Raw genomic sequence first — 20,507 nt, 5'->3', positions numbered from 1 at the left:
GACATGGGTGACACACGAGCGACGGCAGGATCCGTCGCCGACACGACGGGCGAAGCCGCCCGCATCGACATCGTCGGGCTGACGAAGCGCTTCCTGACGCCGAAGGGACAGACCTTCACCGCGATCCGCGACGTGACGCTGAGCGTCGAGCCCGGGCAGTTCTGCGCGATCGTCGGACCGACGGGCTGCGGCAAGTCGACGACGCTCGCGCAGGTCTCGGGGCTGGAGCGCCCGAGCGCCGGATCCGTGAGCGTCGGCGGACGCATCGTCGACGGCATCACGCAGGGCGTCAGCTACATGTTCCAGGCGGACTCGCTGTTCCCCTGGAAGACCGTGCTGAACAACGTCATGGTCGGCCCCGTCCTCACGGGCACGCCCAAGAAGGAGGCCACGGTGCTGGCCCTGGACTGGCTGCGCCGCGTCGGACTCGCCGGGTTCGAGGACCGGTACCCGCACCAGCTCTCGGGCGGCATGCGCAAGCGCGTCGCGATGGCGGCCGCGCTCATCAACCGGCCGAGGATCCTGCTCATGGACGAGCCCTTCGGTGCGCTCGACGTGCAGACCAAGGCCATCATGCAGACCGAGCTGCTGCAGCTCTGGGAGGAGCTGCGTCCCTCCGTGCTCTTCATCACGCACGACCTCGACGAGGCGGTCGCCCTCGCCGACCGGGTGGTCATCATGACCTCGAGCCCCGGCACCGTGAAGGACGTGTTCGAGATCGACCTGCCCCGCCCGCGCGGCGACGTGCAGCAGATCCGGCACGAGGGTCGCTTCCTCGAGCTGCAGGGTCAGATCTGGGAGTCGCTGCGCGAAGAGGTCGACCGGGCCTACGCGCAGACCGCGGCGGTGGCAGCATGACCGCCGCGACGGTCCGGGTGCCGTCCGCGGACGCCACCGGACGCCGCTCCGCGAGCACGGTGAGCGCACCGGAGCAGAGCGAGGCCGAACTGCAGGCCGCGGGCCGCCGTGCCCGCCGCCGTCACACCGTCTGGGTGTGGGTCGGCCGGATCGCCGTGGCCGTGGTGGTCTTCGGCGGGTGGCAGCTGTTCACCGCCATGGGCTGGGTCGACAAGTTCTTCTTCGGCCAGCCCACCGCGGTGTGGGACAGCCTCGTGCACCTGTTCACCCAGGGCACGGCCTTCGGATCCATCTGGGAGAACCTCTGGGTCACGGTGCAGGAGGCTCTGCTCGGCTTCGCGGTCGGCACGCTCGCGGGCATGATCGCCGGCATCCTGCTCGGCAGCAACCGGTATCTGGCCGAGGTGTGCGGCCCCTACATCAAGATCATCAACGCGATCCCGCGCATCGTGCTCGGCTCGATCTTCATCGTCGCCTTCGGCCTCGGGATGCCCGCCAAGGTGCTCCTCGCCGCGGTGCTCGTGTTCTTCGCGGTCTTCTTCAACGCCTTCCAGGGCGTGCGGGAGGTGGATCCGAACCTCATCTCGAACGTGCGGGTGCTGGGTGCATCCCCCCTGCAGGTCGCCCGTCACGTCACGATCCCGTCCGCGATGACCTGGATCATCGCGAGCCTGCACACCGCGTTCGGGTTCGCCATCATCGGCGCGCTGGTCGCCGAGGTGCTCGGCGCGCAGCGCGGCATCGGCCTCATCATCAGCCAGGCGCAGGGATCCTTCGACCCGAACACGGTGTTCGCCTGCATGGTCATCATCGCCGTCTTCACCCTCGTCGCGGAGTACCTCATCTCGCTGCTCGAGAAGCAGGTGCTGCGCTGGCGTCCGCCGACGCGGTCCGAGGCGTCGTCGATCTGAGCTCTCCCTCCCCTCGCAATCCCTCCTCACCAGGAACGCCGGCCCGATCGGCGCAACGAAAGGAAACCCACATGAACAAGCGCGGCATCGTCGCCGTCGCGACGGCAGGAGCACTGATGCTCGGCCTCGCAGCCTGCAGTGGCGGAGCATCCGGATCCTCCGGATCCAGCACCGCCGGAGCGAACGGTTCCTCTCCCGAGACCGTGAAGATCATGGTCGGCGGCATCGACAAGCAGATCTACCTGCCGTACAAGCTCGCCGATCAGCTCGGCTTCTACAAGAAGTTCGGCGTCAACGTCGAGCTCTCCACGGAGCAGAACGGCGGTGTCGGCGCCGAGGACGCGATGATCTCCGGCCAGGTCGACTTCGCCGGCGCCTGGTACAACCACACGATCGAGCTGCAGCCCAAGGGCAAGGAGGTCATCGACGTCGTCCAGTTGTCCGGCGCCCCCGGTGAGCGTCTGATGTGCACCGACAAGAGCGGTGTGAAGAGCCCGTCCGACATCAAGGGCAAGAACATGGGCGTCACCGACCTGGGGTCGGGCACCGACAAGCTCACCCAGTTCATCGCGCACAAGGGCGGCCTCTCCACGAGCGACTACCAGACCGTCGCCGTGCACGCCGGTGCGACCGCGATCGCCGCGCTCAAGCAGGGGTCCGCGGACTGCGCGATGACCACGCAGCCGACCGTGACCGCGCTCACCACGCAGAAGGTCGCCGACACGGTCGTCGACCTCGCCACGACCGAGGGCGCTCAGAAGGCGCTCGGCGGAGCCTGGCCCGCGGCCGGCCTGCTCGGTCGCAGCGAGTGGGTGAACGCACACAAGGACGCCACGCAGCGCGTCGTGAACGCCCTGGTCGCGACGATGCACTGGATCGACGAGCACTCCGCCGCAGACATCGCGAACAAGCTGCCCGCCGACTACGTGAACAACTCCACGATCACCAAGGACCAGTACGTCGCCGGTCTGACCACCGACAAGGGCCAGTTCCTGCCTGACGGCATCATGCCCGCCGGCGGTCCCAAGACGGTGCTGGACATGGAGAAGCAGCTGGGCCTGGACACGTCGAACATCGACCTCTCGAAGACGTTCACGAACGACTACGCCCAGAAGGCCAACAAGGACGCCGGCACGAAGGTGACGACGACCGCGGCCGGCTCCGACGGCTGATCCGGATCCGGCACCGAGGCGGATCCGGATCCTGAACCGGCTCCGGCACCGCAGGACAGGCAGAGGATGGCGGGCGCTCCCCAGGGCGTCCGCCATCCTCGTGCCGGTCGTCCCTCAGGCGAGCTTCGTCCCTCAGGTGAGATTCGTTCCTCAGACGAGCTTCGTCCCTCAGGCCAGCGTCGTCCCTCAGGCCAGTACTTCGGTGCGGGCTCTTCCGCCGAGCCGAGGCGTACGGAGCGGATCCGTCGAAGGGGGCGGCAGGAACCACACTTTCGCCCGCACGCCGACACCGTCGATGCGGATGTCCCACCCGTTGTCATGGATGAGGTGATGGCAGGTCTCGCAGAGGAGCACCCCGTTGTCCAGATCGGTGCCACCGCGATCCCGGGCCCACCATTCGATGTGGTGGGCCTTCGTCATGCTGGGCGGCAGTCCGCAGAACGCGCACCCGCCGTCGCGTTCGGCCAGCGCGAGTCGCTGGGACGCACTGAAGAAGCGCTGTCTCCGGCCCCAGTCGAGGATCTCGCCCTCCGCCCCGCAGACCCAGGGGATGACGCCGCCGCCGGCCGCCATCCTCCGCACCGTCGTGGCGCTGACGGGCTGCTCGATGCCGTCGATGAGGCCGTGACCGGTGCCGTTCATGAGGTCGTCGAGCCCGATGCGCACGACGACGCTCGCGCCGTTGAGCGAGGACGTGCTCTCGCAGGTCAGCGCGTGCTCGGCGAGGTGCACGAGCGCGTCGGCCTGGATGGCGGCCACGGAGCGCCGGTCCGCCTCGGGGGCGGACGGGTCGCGCCCGTCCCGCTTCGCGGCGAACTCGGCCGAGACGAAGCCCTGGATCGCGGCCTTGACCGGGGCGCCGCGCGCGGGGTCGAGAGTCGCGTTGATGTGGAGCATCCCGTCGCGCTCGAACATCGACAGCGCGGCCCTGGCGCGCAGCTCGTCCTCGCGAGGGGCGACGCCCTCGGGATCGAGCTGCGCCTCCAGGCGCGTGATCATGGTGCGGACGCCGTCCAGCGACAGCCCGGGTGCCCGCTCGATGAGGAATCCCTCGGTATCCGCCACCCGCGCCGCACCGATCGTGAAGCGGATCTTCTCGAGGAACGTGATGATCGCGCTCGCCGAGGCCGCGCTCAGCCGTCCGTCGTGCACGGCGGCCTGCACCAGCGGGAACCGCGACGGCCGCGCCTCCCCGAGGAGGTTCGTCTGCGGGGCGATCGCCTCTCCGACCTTCACCAGTCGTGCGGCCTCTCCCGTGGACGCACCGGTCGTGGTGGCGATGAGCTGCGCCGCGGTGCGGAATCCCTGCTGCTTGGCGAGCGACTGCGAGCCAAGCTCGCGCCGGGACTCGTAGGAGATCCTGCCGCCGACGTCCGAGTGCAGGCCCTCGGCGATCCGCTTCACGAGCCCCAGGGCATCGTTGACGGCCAGCATCTGAGGGCGACTCAGATCCGCAGACGTCCGAGCGGCACCCCACGCGTCCTGGAGGACGCGGGTCGCCTCCAGGAGGGGATCGAGTGTGCTGCTCATGCCACGATTCTACCAACGTTAGAAGATAGCTTCGAAAGTTATCCACAGGCAGGCACGCTGCACAAGGCTCGAGAAGATCCGCCGTGAGCAGGCGGATCCGTCGCCGGAACGGGCCCAATGCGCACACTCGGCGGAGCGTTTCTGCGGGAGGCGCCCTGCGTTGCCGTCGCGTCGCCGTCCGTTCACGCCCCGTTCGGGCGCCTTTGCTGATCTCGACATCGACAGTCGAATCTGCGACAGCAAAGGAACACCGTGATCTCTCGACGCTCACTCATCACCACCGGCGCCGCGGCCGGAGCGCTCTTCGCCGTGGAGACCGCAACCTCGGCGTCCGCGCGCATCCTGCCCGCCGGCAACGGCAACAACCAGGGCAACGGCAACAACCAGGGCGACGACAACGATCAGGGCGGCGGATCCGTCACCGCCTTCAACGTCATCAGCGACATCCAGGGCGACCTCGCCGACTTCGCCGTCGCGCTGCAGGACATCGCGCAGATCAACCCGAGGAGCAAGGGCATCGCGATCGCCGGCGACATCACGCCGCGCGGCTACGACTTCGAGTACGCGCAGGTCAGCAAGGTCATCGCCGCGAACCCCGCGCCGAAGTCGCTCGCCTGGGCGATCGGCAACCACGAGTTCTACGTCCCGAAGTACTCCGACCCGAACACCCTCGCCCAGGCCACCTGGCCCAACGGCACGACGGAGGACTCGCTGTTCAAGAGCTTCTACAACTTCGCGGGCCGCAACACGACCTACAACGAGCAGGTCTTCGGCGACGTCCCCGTGCTCATGATCGGCACCGAGAAGTACATGCACTATCACGACGCCACGCTGTGGGACGAGGTGTGGATGAGCGACGCGCAGTTCGCCTGGCTCGAGGATCGGCTCTGGTACTGGCGGGGCCGTAAGCGCCCGGTCATGGTCATCAGCCACCACCCGCTGCCGAACACGGTGTCGGGCTCTCGGAACAAGCTCTACATGTCCGACTACCTGCAGACCGACCGCCTGCTGGGGCTGCTCGGACGCCACCCCGACGTGTTCCTCTTCACGGGCCACACGCACTGGGATCTCGCGCTCTCCGACTGGTACGCGCGTCGGATCGTTCCCGGATCGGGCAACCTCGACGGCTTCAACGTCGTGAACACGGGCGCGATCCAGACCGGCTGGACCGACAACGGGACGGGCGGTGAGGTGGTCGTCCCCGGCGGCTTCAACCAGGGGCTCCAGGTCGAGGTCGGCACCAAGTCCGTCACGATCAAGGCGCGCGACTTCCAGCGCAAGGAGTGGATGAAGCAGGTCAGGATCCCGCTGTCCACGCAGTGGTCCTGAACCGCACCGGGTGAAGGGCCGGGGCTCCTCGCCGAGCGCCGGCCCTGTCGGCAAACGCGCCGGTGCGTGCATTGCTATTTAGCTCAGGTGCTAGATTGCTGTCATGAACGACGCGGAGAACAGCGCCTTCGAGGCTCTCGCGCATCCGACGCGACGGCAGATCCTGCAGGATCTGAAGGGCGGAGAGCTCGCGGCGGGGGAGATCGCGGCGCGATTCGCCGTGAGCGGTCCGACGATCTCGCGACACCTGCGGATCCTTCGCGGGGCTGGTCTGATCGCGGAACGCAGAGACGCCAACCGGATCCTCTACTCGCTGGTGGATGATCGGCTCGCGCTGTCGATCGGTGACTTCCTCTCGACGGTCTGTCCCGAGCAGATCGTCTTGCGCGAGGTGCGGAAACGGCGCGGATCCGCGCTCGACGCGGAGGGTGCTGACGGCTCGTCGGCGGTGATGTCATGAGCGTCGTGCCAGGTGTCAGGGCGCACCTGCGCCGGCGTCTCCTGGTGAGTTACCGCCTCGAGCCGGAGACGGCGCGGGCACTCGTGCCTGCGCCGCTGCGTCCGCAGTTGGTGAACGGGCAGGCGCTCGCGGGGTTCTGCGTGCTGGGACTCGACGGGATCCGGCCGCGCTGGGCGCCGGCGGGTGCGGGGTTGCGCTCCGAGAATGCGGCGCATCGCATCGCCGTGGAGTGGGACGACGATGGCGTGGTCCGCAACGGCGTGTACATCCTGGAGCGGCACAGTTCAGCGTGGCACCCGGTGCTGTTCGGGGGGCGGCTGTTCCCCGGCGTGCACCGTCGGGCACGGTTCACGACGGACGAACGCGGCGATCGCTATGCCATGACCATGGATGCCGAAGACGAGTATCTCGCGGCGGATGTCGAGGTGGGCGGTGATTGGGCGAGCTCGTTCTTCGCCTCGGTGGAGGAGGCGTCGGCGTTCTACCGCGCAGGCCGGATCGGCTGGTCGCTCGGACACGACGGCGTCACACTCGAAGCCGTGGCGCTCGCCGCGGAGGAATGGGCTGTGGAGGGTGCGTGGATCAGGGGCGTGCGCTCGTCGTTCTTCGACTCGCTGCCCCATGGCGCCGCCGAACTCGACCATGTCGTGGTGATGCGAGATCTCGAGATCACCATGGAAGCGCCGGTCACGGGCGCGGCGGCCGGGGCGCGCGCAGCGGTCTGACGAGGGAAGACGGCTCCACGGCGGGCGTGCCCCACAGGAGGGCGGAGAGAGTCGGCCGGGGTCGCCCCTTGCGCGGCGTCAGCGACCCCGGCCGGCATCTCATCAGCGCTGCCGCATCGCGCCCTCCGGCGAGACCGCGGCGCCCGCCAGCCGCGAGCGGTCGTCGGCGTCGAGGGTGCGCAGATCCGCCCCCTTCGTCTCGCGCGCGGCCGCCACGGCGACGAGCGTGATCGCGCAGGCGATCGCCACGTAGATCGCGACGGGGACGCTCGATCCGGACTGCGCGAGCAGGCTCGTCGCGATGATCGGCGCCAGGGATCCGGCGAAGATCGACGTGACCTGGTAGCCGAGGCTGACGCCCGAGTACCGCATCCGCGTCGGGAACATCTCGGCCATGATGGCGGGCTGGCCCGCGTACATCGCGGCGTGGAAGACGAGGCCGAGCGCGATGGCCGCCCAGATGACGACGGGATTGCCGGTGTTCATCATCGGGAAGGCGAAGAAGCCCCAGGCAGCTCCGAGCACGGCTCCGGCCGCGTACACGGACTTGCGGCCCCAGCGGTCGGACAGACGCCCGAACAGCGGGATCACGAGGAAGTGCACGACGTGGGCGCCGGCCAGGATCAGCAGCGTCGCCGAGGTCGCCTCCTTGACGGTCTGGGTGAGGTAGACGATCGAGAAGGTGACGACCACGTAGTAGAGGATGTTCTCGGCCACGCGCAGGCCCATCGCGACGAGCACGCCACGCGGATAGCGGCGCACGACCTCGAGAGGTCCGAAGCTCTTCGACGCCTCCTGCTCCTGGGCCTGCTTCATCTCCAGGAAGATCGGCGCCTCGGTGACCTTGGTGCGGATGTACCAGCCGATGAGCACGATCACGGCCGACAGCCAGAACGCGATCCGCCAGCCCCAGCCGAGGAACGCGTCCTGCGGCAGGGTCGAGGACAGGGCGAAGAGGACGAGCGTGGCGAGCAGGTTGCCGACCGGCACTGCCGCCTGCGGCCAGCTGGCCCAGAAGCCGCGCTGCTCGCGGGGGCTGTGCTCGGCGACCAGGAGGACCGCCCCGCCCCACTCGCCGCCGATCGCGAAGCCCTGCGCGAACCGCAGCAGCACGAGCAGGACCGGCGCCAGGTAGCCGACCTGCGCGAAGCCGGGCAGGCAGCCGATGAGGAAGGTGGCCGCGCCGATGATCAGGATGCTGGCCTGCAGGAGCTTCTTGCGTCCGTATCGGTCGCCGAGATGGCCGAACACGATCCCGCCGAGCGGCCGGGCGATGAAGCCGATCGCGTACGTGACGAACGCGGCGATGATGCCGCTGAAGGGGTCGTCGGACGGAGGGAAGAACACGACGCCGAGCACGAGGGTCGACGCCGATGCGTAGAGGAAGAACTCGTACCACTCGACGACCGTTCCCGCCATCGAGGCGGCCACGACCCGACGCAGGCCGGAAGGGGATGCTGTCTCGTACGCCATGTGTGTGCTCCTTTGCACGCTCGGAGACGTCTGTCGGTTCTCCAGCCTGAGCCGAGGTCGTCGATGCGACAATGCCCATATGCGGCGGGCGGAGTGTGCAGGAATGCACATCGCGCGAACCGATCCCGTCGCGTCCGCGGGTCGTGATGACAAGTCTCCTTGACATGCCGGGGTGGCGGACGTAGCCTCTCTTCATGACAAGCGACCTTGACTCGGAGGGCGAGTCCCCCTCCGAGCTCCGGCGACGCCGAGGGTTCCAGGTCCGCATGTGGATCGGGTCGGGGCTCTTCGTCCTGACCTTCTTCGCGCTCTCCGCATGGGGCCATCAGCCGACGCCGTGGCGCTGGCTTCTCGTGGTGCTGCCGTTGATCCCGTTCGTGTGGATGGTCGCGGCGACCGTGCTGCGCGTGCGTCAGATGGACGAGTACCAGGTGAAGCTGTTCTTCCCGGGTCTCGCGGTCGGTTTCGTCGTCGCCATGCTCGTGTCGGTCGTGTTCGGCGTCCTCAGCTCCGCCGGGTTCGCCGTGCCGAACGGAGGATGGCTGATCTGCATCGCCGGTGTCCTGTCCTGGCAGATCACCAACCTCTTCACCGGCGCACCCCACGCCTGATGCAGAACAGCATCCGTGCCGAACGCGAAGAACGCGGCTGGACCCAGGCGGCTCTCGCCGAGCGGCTGGACGTGTCGCGTCAGACCGTGGTGGCCCTCGAGACGGGGAGGTACGACCCGTCGCTCCCCCTGGCGTTCCGCATCGCCGACCTGTTCGGCAAGCGCATCGACGAGCTGTTCACGCCGTCGGCTTCGCCCACGCGCAAGCGATAGGAAGGCTGCCGTGCTCGCCCCGCTCGACATAGGCTGACACTGATGTCCGCCCCTGCCGAGTCGCTCCCCGACACCGCCGTGCCCGCCTGGCTGCGGGAGCGAGGAGTGCCGGGGATCGTGGATCTGCACGTGCACTTCATGCCGGATCGGGTGCAGCAGAAGGTCTGGGGCTTCTTCGACCGCGTCGAGGAGCACGGTGAGCCGGCGTGGCCGATCCGCTATCGCGGCACGGACGAGGAACGCGTGGCTCAGCTGCGCGCGATCGGCGTGGACCGCTTCACGACACTGAGCTACGCGCACCGCCCTGGCATGGCGCAGTGGCTCAACGACTATGCGGCGGAGTTCGCGGCGGCGCACCCCGACGCGATCCCCTCCGCGACCTTCTACCCGGAGCCGGGCGCGGGGGCGATCGCGGAACGCGCCCTGGCGCGCGGCGCGAAGGTGTTCAAGATCCATGTGCAGGTCGGCGACTTCTCGCCCCTGGATCCGCTCCTCGCCGAGGCGTGGGAGCGGGTCGCCGCGGCCGGGACCCCCGTCGTGATCCACTGCGGGAACGGGCCGCACGGAGGCCGGTACACCGGACTCGAGCCCGTCCGCGCGCTCGTCGAGCGGTATCCCTCGCTCGTGCTGGTCATCGCGCACGCCGGGCTTCCCGACTACCTGGGGTTCGCCGAGCTGTCCGCGCGGCATCCGAACGTGTACCTCGACACGACGATGGTCGGCACGTCTTATATGGAGCGGATCGCGCCGCTGCCGCCCGGCTATGCCGAGGTGCTCGCGGATCTCGGGCCGAAGGTCGTGCTCGGCACCGACTTCCCCTCGATCCCGTACCCCTATGCGCATCAGCTCGAGGTGCTCGACGGCTGGGGGCTGGGCGATGGCTGGCTGGTCGACGTCCTCTGGAGCACCCCGCGTCGGCTGCTCGGGATCGACGGCTCGGGCCCCGGCGCCTCGGCTGCGACGTCGGCTCCCGTCGCTCCGGCCTGATCGCGAGTGCCGACGGCGCGTGCTCTGCGGCGCCGCGCCATCAGGCCATCGAGCACAAGGGGCGCGGCGACGCCGAGCAGGACGAGTGCGAGGCCTGCGACCTGCCGCCCTTCCAGGATCTCCCCGGCGACGAGCACGCCCAGGAGCACGCCCGTGACCGGGTTGAGCAGGCCGATGAGGCCCACCGTGCCGGATGGCAGGTGCTTCAGCGCCGCGAACCAGGCGACATTGGCGAGGGCGGTCGCGACCAGGGTCAGATACCCGTAGGCGGCCAGGCCCGCTCCGTCGACCACCGGCGGCGGGCCCTCGACGACGATGGCGAACGGGATGAGCGCGAGGCCGCCGAAGACGAGCTGCCAGGCGGTGGAGGGGAGGATCCCGACCTCGCCGTTCCAGCGCTTGGCGAGGATGAATCCGACCGACGACATCGCCATCGCGGCGACCGAGGCGATCACGCCTCTCGGGTCGACGGAGGTCGCGGTGCCGAGCAGCATGAGCGCGACACCGCCGATGCCGACGAACGCGCCGAGCAGGCGCAGGATCCCCGGGCGCTCGCGCAGGATCGCCCACGCTGCGACGGCGATCGCGACGGAGGAGGTGGCCATGATCGTGGATGCGATGCTCGTCGGCAAGAGCTGCGCCGCGGCATAGACGAGCACGAAGAAGGCGCCGACGTTGAGGGTTCCGAGAACGGCGGACTTCCACCACCACGAGGCTCGGGGGAGGCGTCGGACGAGCGCGAGGAGCACGAGTCCGGCCGGCAGAGCGCGGATGGCCGCACCCCAGATGGGCGCATCCGGAAGCCACTCGCGCGTGACGAAGTAGGTGCTGCCCCAGGCGATCGGCGCGATCATCGCGACGGCGAGCCATCTCCGATTAGTTTCCATGGAAGACACTATAGCTTCCATGGAAGATATAGTGAAGGGGTGACGGACATCGATGATCAGGTGACGCGGATCCAGCAGGCGTGGCGGCGGGAGCGCCCCGACCTCGACGTGACCCCGATCGGCACGATCGGGCGCCTGCACCGACTGGCGCTGGCGCTGACCGAGGAGCTCGTCGCGGTGTACCGCGCGCACGGCCTGTCCGAGGGCGACTTCGACGTGATGGCGGCGCTGCGCCGTTCGGGGGAGCCGTACGAGGCCAGCCCCACGGATCTCGCCGCCTCGACGATGATCACGAGTGGGGGGATGTCCAAACGCATCGACCGGCTCGAAGGGGCGGGGCTCGTCACCCGTCGGGTCGGGTCCGGCGATGCCCGGGGCCGCGTCATCGCTCTGACGGCGGAGGGCAAGACGCTGATCGATGCCGCCTTCGCCGACCATGTGGCGAACGAGCGGCGGCTGCTGGCGATGGTGCCGGCGTCGGAGCGGGCGGCGCTCGAGGCGACGCTGGCCGGGTGGCTCGCGCACTTCGAAGCGCGCGGGTGACTCAGGCGTTCGCGGCGCCGCGGCTCAGGCGGCGCACTCCTGCGACTGCTCGGTGATGATCCAGTCGGAAGCAGGTCGCGTCATCACGACCGTGCCGCAGTTGCCCGTCGCGAGGTAGGTGACGAAGAGCGTCGCGTCGGTCGCCGTCTCCTGCTGCACCGAGATGTCCACGGCTGCATCCTGATCGACGGCCCGATAGAGCTCCGCGGTGACGACGATCATCTCATCGCAGCTCGAGACGCGGATCGGGCCGCGTTCGTTGAGCTCGGCGATCATCCGCGCCGCGAGCTCGGGGGAGAGCCTGGCGCACGACGCGGCGGCGTCGGGGATCCGTGACGTGTCGAGCCACGCGCGGAACGCGTCGGCGGCGCCCTGGCGCACCGGCGCCGTGCTGCTCGCCGGCGCAGGGATCGCGGTCTGGGTGGCTTCCGCTGCGGCCTCGGGCGGCGTCGTCGCGGACCGATGCCCGTCGTCCACGCCGGGACTGCACGCGCTCAAGAGGAGGGCCGCCGCGGCGATCCCGATCAAGGTCGACACTCGTCCGCTCCGATATACCACTGCTCAACTCTTGCACGTCGGCGCGGGTTGCGCGAGCGGGGCACGGAGGCGTCAGAGCGGATCGGTCGCGGTCCGGACCACTCCGGGAAGTCGGCTCGCCCACCAGACGAGCGCTCCCGCCACGCCCAGAACAGCCAGCAGGCCGAGACCCGTCAGAGCGATGGCGCCGGCGCCGCGGTCGGGCAGGAGGAACCCGTAGGGAACCCATCCGTCGGTGACTCCGCGCACGAGCACCACCACGAGCCAGAGGACGGGGTAGGGGGCCAGAATCCACAACCGCGACCATCGCATCGGCCCGCGGTCACCGATCAGCAGCCAGTCCAGCGCCAGCAGCGCGGGAAGAACGACGTGCAGCGTGATGCTCACCCAGGGCGGAGCGGATCCGGTCCCCGGAACGAGCCCGTTGTAGATCACCGCGACCAGCAGCATGCACGCCGTCGCCACCGCCCGTGCGTCGACCAGCCAGCCCGGCGTGGCGCGGGCGAGCACGCCGCGAGTCCCCGTGAGGATCAGGACGACCGCGGTGAGCAGGCTCGTCAGGTTCGTGAAGAAGCCGAAGTAGTAGAACGGATTGAATCCGTTGACGGCTCCGCCCCGCACGAAGGTGAGGAACAGGATCCCGATCACCGCAGCGCCGCCGATGAGACGCGCAACCCCTATGGCGCGCCCACCGCGCGGCGTCGAGGGCGTCGTCGTCATGGTGCGACGATACCCGTCGCCGTCGTGGCGCACTCATTCCACCGTTCGCGACGCGGACGATGAGCCGGCGCAGCCCCGGCCAGGCTTCCCAAGAGCCTGAAGGACGTGCACGCCCTTCCGCTTCCCGTCGCGGAGGGCTGCGCCGACAGGATCCGCAGAGCCGGGGATGGAGCCCTGCATCTCCTACAGAGAGAGGAGCCGGATGAGGCGAAAAGGTGACGCGACCGACGAGGCGGGGCGTGGATGCAGGGAGGGGCGGAAGCCCCTCCCTGCATGCTCTCCAGTCGATCGATGACCGCGAAGACCTCGGCATGACGGCTGTGATGCCCCCGAGTCGTCCCGAGGCCTGGCGTAAAGGTCCTGGGTCACCGCGCCGCTTCGGACAGCCGAAGCGGCAATCGATCTTGTCAAGGTGCTCCATCGGCCGGAATAGACGAAGGTCTAGAGGTCGCTGGACCTTCGTCCAGGACGCGACCTCTCGTTCAGACGAGGGGCCGCTCAGATGAGGGGGAACTGCACCTCGAGGACCCACGCCTTGTTCTCGGAGCGGACCGTGAGTTCGCCGCCGAGCTGCTGCGCCCGCGCCGTCATCCGCATGATGCCGTAACCCCCGGAGGGGAGAGCATCTCGCGAGGGCCTCGTCGCCAGCGGATTGCGCACCGACATCCGCACCGTGCCGGAGGCGACGCGCACGGTGACCTCGACGGCCCCGCGGTCGCCGTGCTTGAGCACATTGGTGATCGACTCTCGTGCGATACGGGCGAGCGCCGCATCGATGACCCGCGGGACGCGGCGGTCCGCGGCGTCCCCGTCGACGACGAGCGTGGATCCTACGCCGTGCAGCTCCGCCCTAGCGCCTTCGAGCGCGTCGGCCAGGCTCTCGCGCGGCGGCTCGGCGAGGACCGCGGGGCCTTTCGCCTGCTCGACCACGCGGCGCAGGTCGCCGAGAGCCTTGTGCGCGGCGTCGCGGATCGTCTGTTGGGACTGTTCGCGGAGATCCTCGTCGATGGGCTGTTCCAGGACCCGGGTGTACATCGCGATGACGGTGAGATCGTGGGCGATCACGTCGTGCAGTTCATCTGCGATCCTCTGCCGCTCGGCGAACGCGGCTTCCTGTTCGGCGAGGTCCTGCGCGCGCAGACTCTCCTGCAGTCGTTGTTCGCGAGCCGATCCCACGGTGAGGAGGTAGCCGACCGCGCCGGAGATCGTTGCGACGACGAGCGCAGCGGCGACGTTCGTCAGAGTGAGCCCGGGCACGGCGAATGTCGCCGCGGCGGCACCGGAGAGCAGGAACCCGCCGACGAAGGTCACCAGGAGCGGCCTGGTGCCGGTCCGCACGACGCAGCCCATGGCGACGGCGAGCGCGACGATCGCCGCGCCCTCGTTCGCGACGGCGAAGGAGACGCACATCGCCGACAGCAGCATGATGACGGCCAGGAGCGGTGACCACACGAAGAGGGCGAACGCCGCGGTGAGGGCCAGCTGGAAGATCGAGGAGACGAGATCATCCGGGGGCGAGACGATCACGAGGACGATGCTGACCACGACCCCGGCGAACGTCAGCGCGAGCAGCGTCACGCGCTCGGCGGTCCCGAACGGCGACGATGCCCAGGTACGCAGCAGTCTCCTGAACCGGTGGACCGGTGGCGGCGGCTCGGAGGACATGGCCCTCATTATCGCGGGTCGCCCTTGTCGCGCCGGGGAGATCGCAGGCGAGGCCCGAGCAGACCTCGCCTGCGATGCGTTCACTAGTTGCAGATGCCGAACGTCTTGCAGAGCCAGTCCCAGATTCCGGAATAGGTCGAGACGATGAACATGGGCGCACTTCCTTCGCAGAATGAGCCGAGCGTCGGGTCGCTCGGTCGGGTGTCTGCATGCTGGATCCGTGCCGGAGTGCGCACATTGGACCAATGGCCAGCACTGCTAGGACTTCTGGCCAGTCCTTTTTTGACCTTCGGCTGACGGGTGCGCGCGTATTCTCGGAGGATGACCTCGACGACCGCGCTGATCGCCGATGACGACCCGCTGGTGCGGCGCGCTCTCGCCGTGTTCCTGACCACCGCCGGCATCGATGTCGTGGAGGAGTCCCCCGACGGCGCTCACGCGATCGCGGCGGCTCGTCGTCTGCGCCCGGACGTCGCCCTGGTCGACGTGCAGATGCCCGGCGTCGACGGCGTCGCGGCCACCGCGGGGATCATCGAGCATTCGCCGGACACGAAGGTGCTGGCGATCACGACCTTCGGATCGATCGAGTCGATCATGCCCATGCTCCGCGCGGGGGCCTCCGGATACCTGCTCAAGGACACCGATCCCGAGGACATCGTCGCGGCCGTGCATGGAGTGCTCGCGGGCAATGGCGTCCTGTCCCCGAGAGTCGCCACCCGGCTCATCGCGTCGATCCGCGAATCCTCGACGCCGGCCGCCGCACCGCTCGAGGAGTTCGAGGCTCTCTCAGACCGCGAGGTCGACGTGGTCCGGCTCCTCGCGGCGGGCCTCTCGAATGCGGAGATCGCCCTGGAGATGCACGTCTCCGAGGGGACCGTCAAAGCGCACCTCGGCAACATCATCGCCAAGTGGGGTGTCCGCGATCGCGTTCAGGTCCTGATCCGCGCGGCCCGCTCCGGACTCGTCTCGTTCACCTGAGCCCCAGGCCATCCGTCTCATCGGTTTGGACATTCGTCTAGCGATGTCTGCACCTTGGTCCTAACGCAGGGGGTCGCCCGCTCGCGACGATGGAGGCGGGCGCGTTCCCGTTCGCGCCATGTCTGCACGTCTTGACGAGACCGGTCCCTGAACGAGCTCCGCAGAGACGTGCCGCCACGAGGAGATGACAGATGACCGACCCTCGACACCAGCTGAAGACGGCGACATTCGCCGCGATCGGTCTCACGGCTGCGCTCGTCCTCACCGGGACGGTCATGACCGCATATGCGCTCGTCGGGCTGGAGCGCGGCTCCACGTTCTTCACCGCGACCCTTCTCTGGGCGCAGGTGTTCCTCATGGCGGGCGCCGTCATCGGCGTCGGCGCGGTGTTCCTGAAACTGATGTGGCCGGCCGCGAGTCCCGCGGCATGATCGTCGCTCTGAGAAGGATCCGTCTGGCCTGCGCACTGATCGCCGTCGGAGGTTTCGCTGTCATCGGAGCGAGCCGCCTCGTTGCGATGTTCGCGCGCGTTCCGGGCAGCGGATTCCTGGGCGCGGCGGAGCCGGCGGTGTTCCTCGTCGCGTGCGCACTGGTCGTGGCCGCGGTGATCTCGATCCCCTACCTCCGCGAGACGACGCATCCGGGTGCAGCTCCCGGGTCCAGGGCCGGGCAGAGCCCTGCGGCGCGAGTCCGCGAGGACAGCCTGCGATGAAGCATCCGTCCGAGTGGTTCTGGTTCAACTGGTTCTGGTTCAACGGCTCCGTCTATGTGCCGGTGACCTGGCAAGGGTGGGCGGCACTCGGCGGCGCCGTCGTCATCGTCGCGGGAGCGGCAGTGCTCTGGGTCCTGATCGCGGGTGGTTCGGTGTTCCATTGAGACGGGCACGCCGTAGGCGCGCGGGTGGCGCCATTGCTCTATATACTGCTCTATATAGAGCCGAAGGAGGAACCATGGCCGTCACATCCATCGACATCGACCAAGACGAATTGAAGCAGGCCAAAGAACTCGCCGGCACGTCTTCCAATCGCGAGACGGTCGATCTCGCGCTGCGCACTCTCATCGCTGTTCGTCGCCAGCCGGCCGCCGTCGAGCGCATCATCGGCCGCACGTTCACGCCGGATCAAATCGACGCCCCCACGATCGCACCGGCTACGGCGCGCGCGTGACGACGTACCTCGTCGACAACAGCATCTGGCAGAAGGCGGGCTCGAGCGCAGCGATCGCCGACAAGCTGCGATCGCTCTCTCCGAGCCACCTCATCATCACCTGCCCTCCGCAGGTGCTCGAGTACTGCCATTCCGCGAGGGATCCCCAGGAATACGCGGAGTTCCGGGAAGACATGGACGAGCTCCTCCCTGCGTGGGATCACCCCGATGAGCAGGACGCGCTCGACATTCAGCAGGCGCTGTGGGTCAGCGGTCTCATGCGCGCGGCCGCAGCGTTCGACTGCCTGATCGCTGCTTACGCTGTGGTCAACGATGCAGTGATCCTGAATTCTGATCGGGACTTCGGATACATCGAGATCGCGACCGGCGGACGAGTGCGGCAGGAGTACATTCCGGCTTGATGGCCGCGAGTGCGACGGCCGGGGCGCGCGAGGTCGCGGATCCACCTGCAGACATCCGCGCGCGGGTAGGTTTGAGACGTGTCGAGTCCCGAGTCAGACAGGGCAGGGGTTGTCGGTCCCACCGCCAGCCCCCTGAGCCACTGATCACATCGCCCACGATCCGAGTGGGCCGATGTCGGGCATGCCCCTGGGGCGCCGGCCGTGGTGACAAGAAGCCTCCCTTTCTTGATCACTCACCTCGGAGCACTCGATGCCTTTCGCCCTCTATCTGCTCGCCCTGGCGGTCTTCGTCATGGGAACCTCGGAATTCATGCTCGCGGGACTCCTTCCCGCGATCGCCAGTGAACTCGACGTCTCGGTCGGCACGGCGGGCCTGCTGAACTCGACCTTCGCTGTCGGCATGGTTGTCGGCGCGCCGGTCATGGCCGCATTCGCCCGCCGGTGGCCGCCCCGGATCACGCTGACGATCTGCGTTCTCGTGTTCGCGGGGAGCCACGTCATCGGTGCGCTGACACCCGTGTTCTCTGTCCTGCTCTTCACCCGCGGGCTCAGCGCTCTCGGGAACGCGGGCTTCCTCGCGGTCGCGCTGGGCACAGCCACGACGCTCGTTCCGGCCGATCAGAAGGGGCGCGCCCTGGCGATCCTGCTGTCCGGCACGACGGTCGCGACCGTCGCCGGCGTCCCCGCGGGAGCGCTGCTCGGCACCCTGCTCGGCTGGCGGACGACGTTCTGGACGATCGCGATCCTGTGCATCCCGGCGGTCTTCGGGATCATCCGCGGCATCCCGGGCGACGCCGGTCGGGCCACGGCGCGGGCGGCGACAACACCGCTCCGCGATGAGCTCTTGCAGCTGCGGACGCCGCGGCTCGCCCTGGCCATGGCGCTGGGCGCGCTGATCAACGGCGGGACCTTCGCGGCGTTCACCTTCTTCGCGCCCGTCGTGACCGAGACGGCGGGCCTCGCCGAAGGGTGGGTGTCCGTCGCGCTCGTGCTGTTCGGCATCGGGTCGTGCCTCGGCGTGACGGTCGCAGGGCGGCTGTCGGATCGGCGGCCTGGAGTCGTGCTCGCCGTCGGCGGGCCACTGCTGCTGACGGGCTGGATCCTGTTGGCATCGGTCGCGTCGCATCCCGTCGCGCTCTTCGTGCTGGTTCTCATCCAGGGGTTCCTGTCCTTCGGCGTCGGCAGCACCGTGATCGCGTGCGTGCTGTATGCGGCGTCGGGGGCGCCGACCATGGGCGGTTCGTATGCGACCGCGGCGTTGAACGCGGGGGCCGCCGCGGGGCCGGCGCTGGGCGCGCTCGGTCTGACGACAGACGCGGGGCTTTCGGCACCGATCTGGATCGCCGCGGCTCTCACGGCGGCGGCTCTCCTCATCATGTGGTTCTCCCGTCGGCTGCTCGTGACGACGTGACCTCATACGCCGCGTGCCATCACGATTCGCGCTCGCGCCGGGAGCTCATTCCGGCAGGCCGCCGCTAGGAGCGGATCAGGAAATCCACGCCGTCCGGGTCGCGGAGGATCGTCGCTCCGGCGGGGGTGGTGCCGATCAGTGTCGCGCCGAGCGACGTCAACCGCTCGAGCTCTTCCGCGAGCTCGCTCGGATCGGACGTGAGGACGAACGCCTGGCGTGACGGGTCGCGTGCGGGATCGACCTCATCGCCGCTCCAGGCCAGCTTCGTGCCGCCGGCGGGTGACTGGATGGCGGTCTCCTCGTCCTGGTCCCACACCAGGGGCCAGCCCAGCGCCTCGGACCAGAAGAGCCCGGAGGCCCGCGTCCCCTCGCAGGTGGCTTCGCCGAGCGGTCCGCACCCGTCCAGATACGTGTTCTGGTCCTCGATCACGCAGAACTCGTCTCCGGTCGGATCGGACATCACCGCGTAGCCGCCGACCGGGATGTTCCCGCTTCCGAGTCGTCGTCCGCCGGCCTTCTCCGCCGCGGCGATCGTCTCCCTCTGCGTGCGATCGGCTCGGCTCAGATGCAGATGCACGCGGTTCTTGAGCGGAGAGTGCGCGCCACCCCGGCTGAATCGGACGCCCATCTGCGTCGGCGTCCCCGGCAGCAGGATGCCGTCCGCGTCCTCCTGCGGTGCGCGACCGAGCATGGTCACCCAGAACGCAGCCGCGCGGGCCGGTTCGGTGCTGCGAAACATCACGGATTCGAGTTCCAGCGGCATGGCTCGAGCGTAGCCTCCCGCGGGATCCGCAGGACCGGCCTACTCGTTGGAGAGGCGTGCGTAGGCGTCGCGGACCGCTGATCGCAGGAAGCTTTCGGGCCAGTACTCGTGCAGCGATCGTCCCAGCTGGACGTCGTCCGGAGCGATGCCCTCGTCGTGAGCGGCTCGGATTTCCTCGGCGACGGCCTGCAGCTGCGAGGCCTGCGCCTGCACGAAGGCGCGATCGACGACGGATCCGTGCCCGGGCACGATCACGTCGTCGGAACGGATCTCCCGCAGCAGGCCTCGGAGTGCGTCCGGCCACGCGAGGGGATAGGATCCGGATCCGTACATCGGCGGGCCCGACTGCTCGATGACGTCGCCGAGGAACCACACCCTGGCATCCGGCACGAGGATCGCGAGGTCGGTGTCGGTGTGTCCCGGCGCCAACGGCAGCAGTTCGATTACTCGTCCACCGGGCTCGATGCGCAGCGGTGCGTCGACGAGCACCGTCGGCGCTGTGAGGTCGACGTCGACCCACTGCTTGTCCGGCTCGGATTCCGGCCGCTTCCGGACCTTCTCCAGCCGCCTCTCCTCGTGCTGGGCGAAGTGCTGCGGAATCCGATGATGCCCGAAGATGGGGATGCCCTGAGCGACGAATACCTGGTTCCCGAACGTGTGGTCGTAGTGCGCATGCGTGTTGATCGCGGCGACGATGGGGAGCGCGAAGTCCTCGGCGACGTCGCGGAGGATCTCCTCCGCCTCCGAGGGGTTGCCGCGGGTGTCGACGATCACAAGGCCGGTGCGGCCGACGATCACTCCGATCGAGATGTCGAGCGGCCGGTAGCGGCGCTGGAAGACCCCGCTTGCGACGCGGATCCAGTCATCGTTCACCCGGCCATCTCCTTCCCGTTGCGTCGTGAGCTCCGACCCTTTGCCGGTGTTCTGCTGTACCAGCGGCTCGAGAGGCCGATCGAGTTACTCATGATTCGGACTACCAACTGTATGAGTAAGCAGGTTCGACCGGTCGCCCGGAAGGGACGCCGGAGGTGACTTGGTCCTTGGCCAAGCCGAAGGGTTGTGTGCGCCCGACGCAACATCGGCACGAGATCCGCAGGGACGGCGTTTCGTCTCGCTTCGCTCGCTCAACGACCGGGAGGTTCGATCGCGCTACGACCGGTCGGAACAG

General features: G+C 68.7%; 24 protein-coding genes and 1 pseudogene. 17 read left to right on the top strand and 8 right to left on the bottom strand.

Annotation, left to right across the window (positions count from 1 at the left end; all coding sequences use genetic code 11):
• Positions 1 to 3 precede the first annotated feature (3 nt).
• From ACIPY5_RS11340 to ACIPY5_RS11330, 3 genes are all read left to right on the top strand, one after another.
• Entirely contained in the window at positions 4 to 858 is an 855-nt protein-coding gene (locus ACIPY5_RS11340) for an ABC transporter ATP-binding protein (RefSeq protein WP_309338947.1), read from the top strand.
• Positions 855 to 1,769, top strand: coding sequence for an ABC transporter permease (locus ACIPY5_RS11335; protein WP_400970592.1), 915 nt, complete (start codon positions 855 to 857; stop codon positions 1,767 to 1,769). The genes ACIPY5_RS11340 and ACIPY5_RS11335 overlap by 4 nt, the downstream gene beginning before the upstream one ends.
• Before the next feature lie 71 nt (positions 1,770 to 1,840).
• Positions 1,841 to 2,941 (top strand): ABC transporter substrate-binding protein, encoded by a 1,101-nt coding sequence (locus ACIPY5_RS11330; protein ID WP_400970589.1) that lies wholly within the window; start codon positions 1,841 to 1,843, stop codon positions 2,939 to 2,941.
• Positions 2,942 to 3,127: 186 nt separating this feature from the next.
• Here the strand turns inward: ACIPY5_RS11330 and ACIPY5_RS11325 are convergent, their stop codons facing one another.
• Positions 3,128 to 4,471, bottom strand: coding sequence for a DUF222 domain-containing protein (locus tag ACIPY5_RS11325; protein WP_400970586.1), 1,344 nt, complete (start codon positions 4,469 to 4,471; stop codon positions 3,128 to 3,130).
• Positions 4,472 to 4,723: 252 nt separating this feature from the next.
• Between ACIPY5_RS11325 and ACIPY5_RS11320 the strand changes: the two genes are divergently transcribed.
• The 3 genes from ACIPY5_RS11320 to ACIPY5_RS11310 all read left to right on the top strand — a co-directional run bounded on the left by ACIPY5_RS11320 (position 4,724) and on the right by ACIPY5_RS11310 (position 6,985).
• A complete protein-coding gene (locus ACIPY5_RS11320; RefSeq protein WP_400970584.1) occupies positions 4,724 to 5,800 on the top strand; it encodes a metallophosphoesterase family protein in 1,077 nt (358 codons plus the stop codon).
• Positions 5,801 to 5,903: 103 nt separating this feature from the next.
• Complete coding sequence (locus ACIPY5_RS11315; protein WP_400970581.1) at positions 5,904 to 6,260, top strand: metalloregulator ArsR/SmtB family transcription factor; 357 nt, start codon at positions 5,904 to 5,906, stop codon at positions 6,258 to 6,260.
• Entirely contained in the window at positions 6,257 to 6,985 is a 729-nt protein-coding gene (locus tag ACIPY5_RS11310) for a DUF2071 domain-containing protein (RefSeq protein ID WP_400970579.1), read from the top strand. Before ACIPY5_RS11315 ends, ACIPY5_RS11310 begins: the two co-directional genes overlap by 4 nt.
• Before the next feature lie 102 nt (positions 6,986 to 7,087).
• Here ACIPY5_RS11310 and ACIPY5_RS11305 read toward each other — a convergent pair whose 3' ends face one another.
• Positions 7,088 to 8,458, bottom strand: a complete 1,371-nt coding sequence (locus tag ACIPY5_RS11305) for an MFS transporter (protein WP_400970576.1) — start codon at positions 8,456 to 8,458, stop codon at positions 7,088 to 7,090.
• A gap of 194 nt (positions 8,459 to 8,652) precedes the next feature.
• On the opposite strand from ACIPY5_RS11305, the gene ACIPY5_RS11300 reads away from it, so the two are divergent.
• The 3 genes from ACIPY5_RS11300 to ACIPY5_RS11290 are packed head-to-tail and all read left to right on the top strand — an operon-like array spanning position 8,653 to position 10,268.
• Complete coding sequence (locus ACIPY5_RS11300) at positions 8,653 to 9,069, top strand: hypothetical protein (RefSeq protein ID WP_400970573.1); 417 nt, start codon at positions 8,653 to 8,655, stop codon at positions 9,067 to 9,069.
• Positions 9,069 to 9,281: a helix-turn-helix transcriptional regulator gene (locus tag ACIPY5_RS11295; RefSeq protein WP_400970570.1), complete on the top strand. Its 213-nt coding sequence runs from the start codon at positions 9,069 to 9,071 to the stop codon at positions 9,279 to 9,281. Before ACIPY5_RS11300 ends, ACIPY5_RS11295 begins: the two co-directional genes overlap by 1 nt.
• 42 nt (positions 9,282 to 9,323) lie before the next feature.
• Positions 9,324 to 10,268, top strand: a complete 945-nt coding sequence (locus ACIPY5_RS11290; protein ID WP_400970567.1) for an amidohydrolase family protein — start codon at positions 9,324 to 9,326, stop codon at positions 10,266 to 10,268.
• Between the two features lie 77 nt (positions 10,269 to 10,345).
• Here the strand turns inward: ACIPY5_RS11290 and ACIPY5_RS11285 are convergent.
• Positions 10,346 to 11,122 (bottom strand): annotated as a pseudogene (locus ACIPY5_RS11285) (EamA family transporter); the annotation flags it as partial.
• Between the two features lie 72 nt (positions 11,123 to 11,194).
• Here ACIPY5_RS11285 and ACIPY5_RS11280 point away from each other — a divergent pair.
• Complete coding sequence (locus tag ACIPY5_RS11280; RefSeq protein ID WP_400970564.1) at positions 11,195 to 11,698, top strand: MarR family winged helix-turn-helix transcriptional regulator; 504 nt, start codon at positions 11,195 to 11,197, stop codon at positions 11,696 to 11,698.
• A gap of 24 nt (positions 11,699 to 11,722) precedes the next feature.
• On the opposite strand, the gene ACIPY5_RS11275 is transcribed toward ACIPY5_RS11280, so the two are convergent.
• The 3 genes from ACIPY5_RS11275 to ACIPY5_RS11265 form a co-directional block, all read right to left on the bottom strand.
• Complete coding sequence (locus tag ACIPY5_RS11275; protein WP_400970561.1) at positions 11,723 to 12,235, bottom strand: hypothetical protein; 513 nt, start codon at positions 12,233 to 12,235, stop codon at positions 11,723 to 11,725.
• A 72-nt stretch (positions 12,236 to 12,307) separates the two neighbouring features.
• The gene (locus tag ACIPY5_RS11270; protein WP_400970558.1) at positions 12,308 to 12,955 is read right to left on the bottom strand and encodes a Pr6Pr family membrane protein; all 648 of its coding nucleotides are present in this window, start codon (positions 12,953 to 12,955) and stop codon (positions 12,308 to 12,310) included.
• Between the two features lie 498 nt (positions 12,956 to 13,453).
• Complete coding sequence (locus ACIPY5_RS11265; RefSeq protein WP_400970555.1) at positions 13,454 to 14,620, bottom strand: sensor histidine kinase; 1,167 nt, start codon at positions 14,618 to 14,620, stop codon at positions 13,454 to 13,456.
• A gap of 321 nt (positions 14,621 to 14,941) precedes the next feature.
• Between ACIPY5_RS11265 and ACIPY5_RS11260 the strand changes: the two genes are divergently transcribed.
• The 7 genes from ACIPY5_RS11260 to ACIPY5_RS11230 all read left to right on the top strand — a co-directional run bounded on the left by ACIPY5_RS11260 (position 14,942) and on the right by ACIPY5_RS11230 (position 18,576).
• Entirely contained in the window at positions 14,942 to 15,598 is a 657-nt protein-coding gene (locus tag ACIPY5_RS11260) for a response regulator transcription factor (RefSeq protein ID WP_309341465.1), read from the top strand.
• A 191-nt stretch (positions 15,599 to 15,789) separates the two neighbouring features.
• On the top strand, positions 15,790 to 16,029 hold the full coding sequence (locus ACIPY5_RS11255; protein WP_309341464.1) for a hypothetical protein: 240 nt from the start codon (positions 15,790 to 15,792) through the stop codon (positions 16,027 to 16,029).
• The gene (locus ACIPY5_RS11250; RefSeq protein ID WP_400970552.1) at positions 16,026 to 16,310 is read left to right on the top strand and encodes a hypothetical protein; all 285 of its coding nucleotides are present in this window, start codon (positions 16,026 to 16,028) and stop codon (positions 16,308 to 16,310) included. The genes ACIPY5_RS11255 and ACIPY5_RS11250 overlap by 4 nt, the downstream gene beginning before the upstream one ends.
• Entirely contained in the window at positions 16,307 to 16,474 is a 168-nt protein-coding gene (locus tag ACIPY5_RS11245; RefSeq protein WP_400970550.1) for a hypothetical protein, read from the top strand. The genes ACIPY5_RS11250 and ACIPY5_RS11245 overlap by 4 nt, the downstream gene beginning before the upstream one ends.
• 74 nt (positions 16,475 to 16,548) lie before the next feature.
• The gene (locus ACIPY5_RS11240) at positions 16,549 to 16,764 is read left to right on the top strand and encodes a type II toxin-antitoxin system VapB family antitoxin (protein WP_400970547.1); all 216 of its coding nucleotides are present in this window, start codon (positions 16,549 to 16,551) and stop codon (positions 16,762 to 16,764) included.
• The gene (locus ACIPY5_RS11235; RefSeq protein ID WP_400970544.1) at positions 16,761 to 17,165 is read left to right on the top strand and encodes a VapC toxin family PIN domain ribonuclease; all 405 of its coding nucleotides are present in this window, start codon (positions 16,761 to 16,763) and stop codon (positions 17,163 to 17,165) included. The genes ACIPY5_RS11240 and ACIPY5_RS11235 overlap by 4 nt, the downstream gene beginning before the upstream one ends.
• A gap of 250 nt (positions 17,166 to 17,415) precedes the next feature.
• Complete coding sequence (locus tag ACIPY5_RS11230) at positions 17,416 to 18,576, top strand: Cmx/CmrA family chloramphenicol efflux MFS transporter (RefSeq protein WP_400970541.1); 1,161 nt, start codon at positions 17,416 to 17,418, stop codon at positions 18,574 to 18,576.
• Between the two features lie 64 nt (positions 18,577 to 18,640).
• On the opposite strand, the gene ACIPY5_RS11225 is transcribed toward ACIPY5_RS11230, so the two are convergent.
• Positions 18,641 to 19,339: a VOC family protein gene (locus ACIPY5_RS11225; protein WP_400970538.1), complete on the bottom strand. Its 699-nt coding sequence runs from the start codon at positions 19,337 to 19,339 to the stop codon at positions 18,641 to 18,643.
• 39 nt (positions 19,340 to 19,378) lie between these two features.
• Positions 19,379 to 20,212, bottom strand: a complete 834-nt coding sequence (locus ACIPY5_RS11220; RefSeq protein ID WP_400970536.1) for an MBL fold metallo-hydrolase — start codon at positions 20,210 to 20,212, stop codon at positions 19,379 to 19,381.
• Between the last annotated feature and the right edge of the window lie 295 nt (positions 20,213 to 20,507).

Origin of the sequence: Microbacterium sp. NPDC089698, from assembly GCF_044749045.1 — a bacterium.
Lineage (GTDB): Bacteria > Actinomycetota > Actinomycetes > Actinomycetales > Microbacteriaceae > Microbacterium.
This window is presented reverse-complemented; position numbering and strand designations above follow the sequence as displayed.

Coding starts and splice junctions, on each gene's coding strand:
- ACIPY5_RS11340 (WP_309338947.1), top strand. CDS start 4: ATGGGTGACACACGAGCGACGGCAGGATCCGTCGCCGACACGACGGGC.
- ACIPY5_RS11335 (WP_400970592.1), top strand. CDS start 855: ATGACCGCCGCGACGGTCCGGGTGCCGTCCGCGGACGCCACCGGACGC.
- ACIPY5_RS11330 (WP_400970589.1), top strand. CDS start 1,841: ATGAACAAGCGCGGCATCGTCGCCGTCGCGACGGCAGGAGCACTGATG.
- ACIPY5_RS11325 (WP_400970586.1), bottom strand. CDS start 4,471: ATGAGCAGCACACTCGATCCCCTCCTGGAGGCGACCCGCGTCCTCCAG.
- ACIPY5_RS11315 (WP_400970581.1), top strand. CDS start 5,904: ATGAACGACGCGGAGAACAGCGCCTTCGAGGCTCTCGCGCATCCGACG.
- ACIPY5_RS11310 (WP_400970579.1), top strand. CDS start 6,257: ATGAGCGTCGTGCCAGGTGTCAGGGCGCACCTGCGCCGGCGTCTCCTG.
- ACIPY5_RS11305 (WP_400970576.1), bottom strand. CDS start 8,458: ATGGCGTACGAGACAGCATCCCCTTCCGGCCTGCGTCGGGTCGTGGCC.
- ACIPY5_RS11300 (WP_400970573.1), top strand. CDS start 8,653: ATGACAAGCGACCTTGACTCGGAGGGCGAGTCCCCCTCCGAGCTCCGG.
- ACIPY5_RS11295 (WP_400970570.1), top strand. CDS start 9,069: ATGCAGAACAGCATCCGTGCCGAACGCGAAGAACGCGGCTGGACCCAG.
- ACIPY5_RS11290 (WP_400970567.1), top strand. CDS start 9,324: ATGTCCGCCCCTGCCGAGTCGCTCCCCGACACCGCCGTGCCCGCCTGG.
- ACIPY5_RS11270 (WP_400970558.1), bottom strand. CDS start 12,955: ATGACGACGACGCCCTCGACGCCGCGCGGTGGGCGCGCCATAGGGGTT.
- ACIPY5_RS11265 (WP_400970555.1), bottom strand. CDS start 14,620: ATGTCCTCCGAGCCGCCGCCACCGGTCCACCGGTTCAGGAGACTGCTG.
- ACIPY5_RS11260 (WP_309341465.1), top strand. CDS start 14,942: ATGACCTCGACGACCGCGCTGATCGCCGATGACGACCCGCTGGTGCGG.
- ACIPY5_RS11255 (WP_309341464.1), top strand. CDS start 15,790: ATGACCGACCCTCGACACCAGCTGAAGACGGCGACATTCGCCGCGATC.
- ACIPY5_RS11250 (WP_400970552.1), top strand. CDS start 16,026: ATGATCGTCGCTCTGAGAAGGATCCGTCTGGCCTGCGCACTGATCGCC.
- ACIPY5_RS11245 (WP_400970550.1), top strand. CDS start 16,307: ATGAAGCATCCGTCCGAGTGGTTCTGGTTCAACTGGTTCTGGTTCAAC.
- ACIPY5_RS11240 (WP_400970547.1), top strand. CDS start 16,549: ATGGCCGTCACATCCATCGACATCGACCAAGACGAATTGAAGCAGGCC.
- ACIPY5_RS11230 (WP_400970541.1), top strand. CDS start 17,416: ATGCCTTTCGCCCTCTATCTGCTCGCCCTGGCGGTCTTCGTCATGGGA.
- ACIPY5_RS11225 (WP_400970538.1), bottom strand. CDS start 19,339: ATGCCGCTGGAACTCGAATCCGTGATGTTTCGCAGCACCGAACCGGCC.